This window comes from Propionivibrio pelophilus DSM 12018, from assembly GCF_059569095.1.
Genome location: NZ_JCANUT010000094.1, coordinates 1 through 6578, shown reverse-complemented (window position 1 = coordinate 6578; position 6578 = coordinate 1). Strand labels below are relative to the sequence as shown.

The window sequence follows — 6578 nt, the reverse complement described above, 5'->3', positions numbered from 1 at the left end:
CGATAGCGCACTTTGGCAAAGCCCCAGAGACGCTTGAGCACGAGGAACGGATGTTCGACCTTGGCGCGCACACTGGACTTGCGCCGGTTCGTCGCTTTGTCGGCCTCGGTCAGCGGCCGGTTTTTGTAGGCTCGCTTGTTGGTAAAGTCTTTGGCCTTGGGGGCCAGTTTCCTGAGCCGTTCCCGTTGTTCCTTGCCCCGGTAGGCGCTGTCGCCGTAGAACCGGGTCTCCTGCCCATGCAACAGATTTGGCACTTCATGGCTGTCATGGACATTGGCAGCGGTCACGCTGGCACGATGGACCAAGCCGCTCTTGCTGTCAGCACCGATGTGCAGTTTCATTCCGAAGTGCCAGTCGTTGCCTTTCTTGGCTTGGTGCATCTCGGGATCACGTGCTTTGTCCTGATTCTTGGTCGAGGGCGGTGCAGCAATCAGTGTGGCATCAACAATCGTCCCGCCCGAGAGCTTCATCCCATTGGCCAGCAACAGTTCGCCGACCTTGGCAAACAGCATGGCGCCCAGATGGTGTTGTTCAAGCAGGTGACGGAAATTGAGCAGCGTCGTGGCGTCCGGCACCCGTTCCCGCCCCAGATCAATCCGGCAGAACTCCCGGAATACCGGCACGTCGTACAGGGCGTCTTCGCACGCTTCGTCGCTCAGGTTGAACCAGTTGGCGACACAGTACATGCGCAACATGCGTTCCAGTCCAATCGGCGGCCGTCCATTGCCAGCCTTCGGGTAAAAGGGATCAATCAGCGCGCAGAACTCGGACCACGGCATCAGCTTCTCCATGCGCGCCAGAAACTCCGCCTTGCGCGTCGCTCGACTGTGCTTCTCAAATCCCTTCGCCGCCGCCAGTGTCATCTGTTTCATCAGCAAAATCCTCGTGATCGATCCTCTTCCTCTGACTTCATGACAAAAGAATCGTTCACTTCCTTCAATACTTATTCAGTGTTTCCCTAAGTTTGTCGTGCCAACCCCTTATCGCATCCATCAACTTCAACCAGCCAAACGATCTGCGAAGGGAATTACTCGGCCAGCTTCATGCACGCTGCATGGGATAATCAAGTTTGATTGCGAGGAATCCCCTCACTTGGTCTACAACGAGTTCGTTGCGCTCAGACTTGCTCAAGCCTTGCGGATGCCGGTCGCAGATGGAGTGCTGACGATTGCAACCGACGGTTATGCGTACGCCAGTCTGGAAGTCGCACTTCCCGGTCTGGATCTGCCTGATATGCGCAAATCGGACTACCAGAAGGTGGCGCGTCGATACCCTGACGCGGCGGCTGCAATCCTTGCTTTCGATTACTGGATCGGTAATGTGGATCGTGGTGGAAATGTCAAAGCTGCGTTGGTGAGCGAGCATACCTTGTTGTTTCGAGCCTTCGATCATCAAATGGCATTGCTCGATATCGAAGGGGATTATGATAAAAGCCTGAGCCGACTTGACGGGGATGATCCGATCGTCAGGTTTCACCCATTCTTCGGACAGGTCGAGTCCTGTCATTTGAGGCGCTGGATGACCAGGATTGCCAGCCTGTCGCTCGATCTCATCGAGAGCTGTTGTATGTTTGAAAAGCCCTTTCGAACAGTGCTGCCGACGACGCAGCGAAGCTTGGCTTGGGCGTTGGCACGGCGAGCTCGACGTTTGTCGGAGCTCATTCCTGCTGAAGCGGTATTGCGGTCATGGTGAGGGAGCTTACCTGTTGGCCAGTTGCTTATCAGCGAAATATTTTCTCCCAAGAATCCCGAAATATCGGGGTGTTACTTAGTGACGCGGGGCGATTTGAACTTCGACTGATGGGATGTGAGTCAGTGGGTAGTATTGATACAGCTTATTTTTGCAAAGCATTTGGTCATGGCGAAGGCGCCGGATGGATTTATCGAGAGTGGGTCCGTTGGTTTCATAGCATGGTGGCTGAGGCGACTTCCGATAACGATATTGAGTTTGAACTGGCTCGCCTAAAGCGGTCAGGCTCGTATTTCGGGGCCGGTGAGTCGATACTGATTAGTGCGCCAATTGACGAGCCAATCTCCGCAGTCGCGGCACGCGTATTTCAGAACTTGGTCGAGACCCCGAAGTTGTCGAAGCGCCCGCCAAGTTTTTTGAGTATCGTCGAGCATTTGATTGGCTGCTCAGAAATTGAGTACCGGGCACCCTTCCATCGCAACATCGAGCTGGAAATTCAATCCCCGGAACAGCCAAAATTTGTTCAGTTGGCCTATTTCGTGGAAACCGCCAACCCACTGGGAATCAAGCTTCTGCGTTTCCAGGGGAAATCGGCCGCCGATGTGGCAGCACAGGTCAGTGATTTGCGCTATGTTTTCGACACGCTGATAGCCAATGGAATTCTTGAGGCTTCCAGATGTGTTGTTCTTCACGATGCGCCGAACGCAAAGACCAACAAACAATTGCAGCGCCTCGAAGGTGAGGTTGTGTTGATATCGTTGGCAGATGAGGCAAGTGCTCACCAATTGCGCAATATGGTCGTGGTCGAGTGAGCAAAGCGGCCAAGCGAACGCTTGGCCGTAGCAAGCATATTTGGTGGTTAGGTACGACGAGATTGATCGGAAAACTCAGTCGAGCCTTCCCAATTTCCACCAAATGCGATTGCCCAGCGCCGCTTTTCGAGAGGCTTGAGTCGTTTCAAGCGCGCTTCCTCCTGTGCTGCTGCCCTATGTGAGTCGAACCGGGTTCGTACGATTATTCTGAGCGGAGGATTGAGCCGCGTGTATTTTGCACCTTTGCCAGAAGCGTGCTGCTCAAAGCGGTGGTCAACGTCCAAAGCAATGCCGATGTAGATTCCGCCGCCTTTGCACTCCAGCATGTAGAGCCACCAAGGCTGACCGGTAGTGTAGGGGTTTTTCCGGGAAGTCGCCTCGTTGGTCATAGCATCATTCCGAAATCATAGGTTTTCGCTCGATTTCCATGACCAACCGAGGATCAAGCATGTTGAGATATTTGATTGCCGTTGGGACGGTTATGCCGAAGGCGCGAACCAGCACCTTGGGTAGCCGTAGGCCATTTTGGTAGGCCGTGTAAATTGCGGTGGCGAACAACTGTTCTGCCCGGACGCCGGCCTTTTTCAACCAAATTGATACCGTGGTGGCGTTGAGATGGTTGCCAAATTGACGGCCGGGGAAAAGATAGGGGTTGTCGTCGGCATGGTCCAGTGCTGCCAGCGTACGCCGTAGATTCAGATAGCGCTCCATGATCGCGCTGATTCGGGCATCAAGATGGATTTCAGCACGGCCGAAAGTAATCCGAAAGCGCTTGTCACGCCCTTGCGACAGATCGTCAAGCCGAATCCGTATGCAACGCTTGATCGTTTGGGCATAGAGCAACATGAACAGCCCGATCAATGACTCCCGAAGGACATCATCAGCCGGAGAGAGCCAGTCTCGAAGTAGCCCTAAATATTTCTCTCTGGGCAGGAAAATCCCCTCTGGAAGATTCCGAGGAATTGCTTTCAAGCTCAGGCGTTGGAAAAGCTTTTCCTTCCGGTTCAGGAACCGTACAAAACCGCTGATTGAGGCAGCCAGACCAGAATATTCCACAAGAAAGCTATCCAGAAGTTCAGGGGTGGCTTGCTGAATCATTTGAACACCCTTCGAGTCGAGCATTTCGCAAAAACGTCGGGCAGATCGCAGGTTTGACGTGATCGTGCGAGCTTTCATTCGGGAGTTCTCGCCCTTCCAGCCCCGGCTGTCGTATCGGGCACGTATGGCCATCAGGTGGTGACGGTAGCGCGCCAGAACCGGCGCGTACCACTTGCCATCCAGCGCTGTGAGCATGGCTTCCTGGCGGAGTGACTCGGCCTCATCTTCGAGCAAATTTCGCGTGGACTCAGGGATGATCCCTTGTTTCAATAGATAGCCATAGGGGATAGCGAAGCGGCGTAGTCCATCCAGACCGCCAACGACCTTCAGAAGGGCTACCGGCGTGATTTCAGTAGGTTTGGCAAAGGCCAGATCCAGTCGTGCGAATAACAGGTAGTAGTTGTTGATACGCAGCATCATCTTCTCTGGCCTCATCTCCTTAAGAATGGCTGCACCAAATCCAAACCAAGCATCTTTTGCCCACGTGTGCTGAATTAGGACGGCCGCTTCCTCAAGGCGCTTCTGAGCGGTATCTCGCTGGTAACAGACTTGGCATCGGGTGCTGCTGTGCCGAATACCTTCCTGGCCACATTTCGGGCAGACAAACGGGATTCCATTGGCTTGCTGGCAAACCTTGCAGATGGGTTTCCCTTCGGCGGTGATGCCAGCCGGGGGCCTGTGCTTATGGCAAACCGAGCAGTTTGCATATCCCTTGTGGCGGCGCCAGCATTTTCCACAGACCTTACGGCGGCCGGATGTGGTCTCAATACCCGTTAGGCTCAACTCCATCTGACCACATTGCTCGCAAGCTTCAGGTTCACGATAATGCCGAGAACAAGGCCAGCAGACAGCGCCACCTTCAACGAGTAGGCTGGCATGTGGCAATGGCTTTCCACAGCGAAGACAGGATCGATCCTTTGTTTTGCAGGATTTACATAGCGCTTGTCCCTGCTCGTCGAGCATTCGGGTGTTGTTTCCACATACGCGGCATGGCGCGAACGGAACGCGTGCGCTACAGGTGTCGCAGAGTGCCTTCCCGTCGCGAATAAGGCGAGCCTTGTCCATCGGCCGGCCGCATTCGTCGCAAAGGATGTGAGCTTGTGTCGCCATGCCGCGTGGTCAGGTTATTTTTTCGGAGGAATGGCGAACGGACGTATCTTGGGACCGCCGGCGTCTTCCGGATCGGCCGCCTGTTCGGCTGGCCGGGCCGGCTTGCGTTTCCGCGGTTCTGGCGCAGGTTGTGGTGCCGAAACGACCCCATCATCCTTTTGCGTAGCCGCCTGTTCGATGGAGCCCTCTAGTGGCAACAAATCGTTAAGGGTGCCACCGAGAACCTGGAGCAAGGCTTCCAGTAAAGCCGTCTTCACTTGTGCTGGTCGCTCATCCACGATCCGAGAGAGCTGGGCACTGGTGATTTCATAGCCAATTGCATCAAGACGTCGTTTGAGTTCTGTTGCAGTGGGAATACGGTTTTCCGCCATCCGCACACGCAAGCGCCAACCGAGTTTGATCGAAGGTGTATCTCTCATTACTTTTTCTCCTGTGGATTGAGTGCGTCATCGATTTCACGCGAGACCACACCACTGATTTCATCGTCGACCATGACATCTGGAACGTGCATATATCCTTGAGTGACTGCGGCTGAACTGTGGCCGTGCTTGCGACGAACCGCCTCCATGCTCAGTCGCAAGGATTCGTGAGTAACGCTGGAGTGCCGCAAGCAATGCGGGGTTAGATTTTCCCCTTCGAGTCCGCTGTTGCGTGTGGCGACCTTGAATCGAGCTTCTGCACTTGAGATTTTGAGACGGGTGCCCCGTTCCGACAGGAAGAGTGCCTGTTCATTGGGGTCGGCTCGATGAAGGAATTCGGGACGAACCTTTGTGATGTACCAGTCGATTAGTTTTGGAAAGTCAGGGTGGGTCACCGGTACGGTACGAAAGCGCGGCCCGCTTCCACGGCTACCCTTCCCCCAAACTTTGATGAATCCGTATTGCCCGAGATCGGGCAGGTTTGGATTCGGAGCAAAGGACGTGAGATTGAGACCAAGCCCCTCGGATATCCGAAGGCCAGCTGAATAGAGGGTGAAAAATAGCGCTCGATCGCGACGCAGAGGATTGTAGTCCTTGGTACGGAATCGGCCGGCCTCGACGGATGCACGGCGCAGCCCATCGAAGAAGCGTTCAATTTCTTCGTGCGTGAAGGCTCGGCGTTCAGTTTCGGATTCGTTTTCGACGGTATGGGGAATGCAGTTTTCTTCGGTACAGATTTGGCGCGGTTCGACACCATAAATCCGCCGAATATCGTTCCTGAACTTGACGTTGGTAGAAAGGTACTCAAGAAAAGTCCTGATCGAAGATTGGTAATGCCGCTGGGTGGCCCGGGCAAGTTTGCGCTCCAGGCCGATGTAATCACACCAGTTGTCGAAAACATCTTCATTCCAGAGCCATGGAGGCAGGCCTGAATGCGCAGCGAAGTCACGCACGACGGCAACGTCACGGGAGACTGCTTTTTCTGTGTGACGCAGCGAGCCAACACGGCGGCGAGTCCAAGCATCGATGATGTCATCGAATAGCTTCTCATCTTCTGGCGCCAAGGCGTGCGCGGTCATCGAAGTTGCCGCTAGCACTATGTTTGAAATCGCCATTTTCCTCGCCCTCTGAGTAGCAAAATACTGGAATTTCCAATTTTGCGACCTGCGACAAATGCAGGATTGGGATGAATAATATCGGAATGTGACGAGCGATGCAATATTCCTGCATTTTTTGTATTTATCTGGTTTTGCTCATCACTATTGCTAACTATTTGATAATTAACGATATCGAGGATTTTGGCAGGGCCGTGCAAATTGCCAGAGTGAGAACGTTACTCGCAGGAATCCTGCAAGCGATGTAACATTGGGATTTTTGGGAATCCTTTTAAGTCAGCGGGTTAGCCAACTTCCGGCGTTCTTGGTTGCCTTATTGGCAATATTGGAACTTC

Annotated in this window: 7 protein-coding genes; 2 read left to right on the top strand and 5 right to left on the bottom strand. The window is 53.9% G+C overall.

The genetic code is table 11. The features are described 5' to 3' along the window. The coding region (locus tag BO74_RS20290) for an IS5 family transposase (protein ID WP_496445082.1) at positions 1 to 872 on the bottom strand (872 nt) is incomplete at its 3' end. A 220-nt stretch (positions 873 to 1092) separates the two neighbouring features. Here BO74_RS20290 and BO74_RS20285 point away from each other — a divergent pair. Continuing rightward, positions 1093 to 1692: a hypothetical protein gene (locus tag BO74_RS20285; protein ID WP_496445080.1), complete on the top strand. Its 600-nt coding sequence runs from the start codon at positions 1093 to 1095 to the stop codon at positions 1690 to 1692. Positions 1693 to 1814: 122 nt separating this feature from the next. After that, the gene (locus tag BO74_RS20280) at positions 1815 to 2501 is read left to right on the top strand and encodes a hypothetical protein (RefSeq protein ID WP_496445078.1); all 687 of its coding nucleotides are present in this window, start codon (positions 1815 to 1817) and stop codon (positions 2499 to 2501) included. Positions 2502 to 2548: 47 nt separating this feature from the next. Here the strand turns inward: BO74_RS20280 and BO74_RS20275 are convergent, their stop codons facing one another. From BO74_RS20275 to BO74_RS20260, 4 genes are all read right to left on the bottom strand, one after another. Beyond that, on the bottom strand, positions 2549 to 2890 hold the full coding sequence (locus BO74_RS20275) for a GIY-YIG nuclease family protein (RefSeq protein WP_496445076.1): 342 nt from the start codon (positions 2888 to 2890) through the stop codon (positions 2549 to 2551). Between the two features lie 4 nt (positions 2891 to 2894). Further along, the gene (locus tag BO74_RS20270; RefSeq protein WP_496445074.1) at positions 2895 to 4019 is read right to left on the bottom strand and encodes a site-specific integrase; all 1125 of its coding nucleotides are present in this window, start codon (positions 4017 to 4019) and stop codon (positions 2895 to 2897) included. A gap of 704 nt (positions 4020 to 4723) precedes the next feature. Next, complete coding sequence (locus BO74_RS20265; protein WP_496445072.1) at positions 4724 to 5128, bottom strand: helix-turn-helix domain-containing protein; 405 nt, start codon at positions 5126 to 5128, stop codon at positions 4724 to 4726. Further along, entirely contained in the window at positions 5128 to 6207 is a 1080-nt protein-coding gene (locus BO74_RS20260) for a tyrosine-type recombinase/integrase (protein ID WP_496445070.1), read from the bottom strand. Before BO74_RS20260 ends, BO74_RS20265 begins: the two co-directional genes overlap by 1 nt. Positions 6208 to 6578 lie beyond the last annotated feature (371 nt).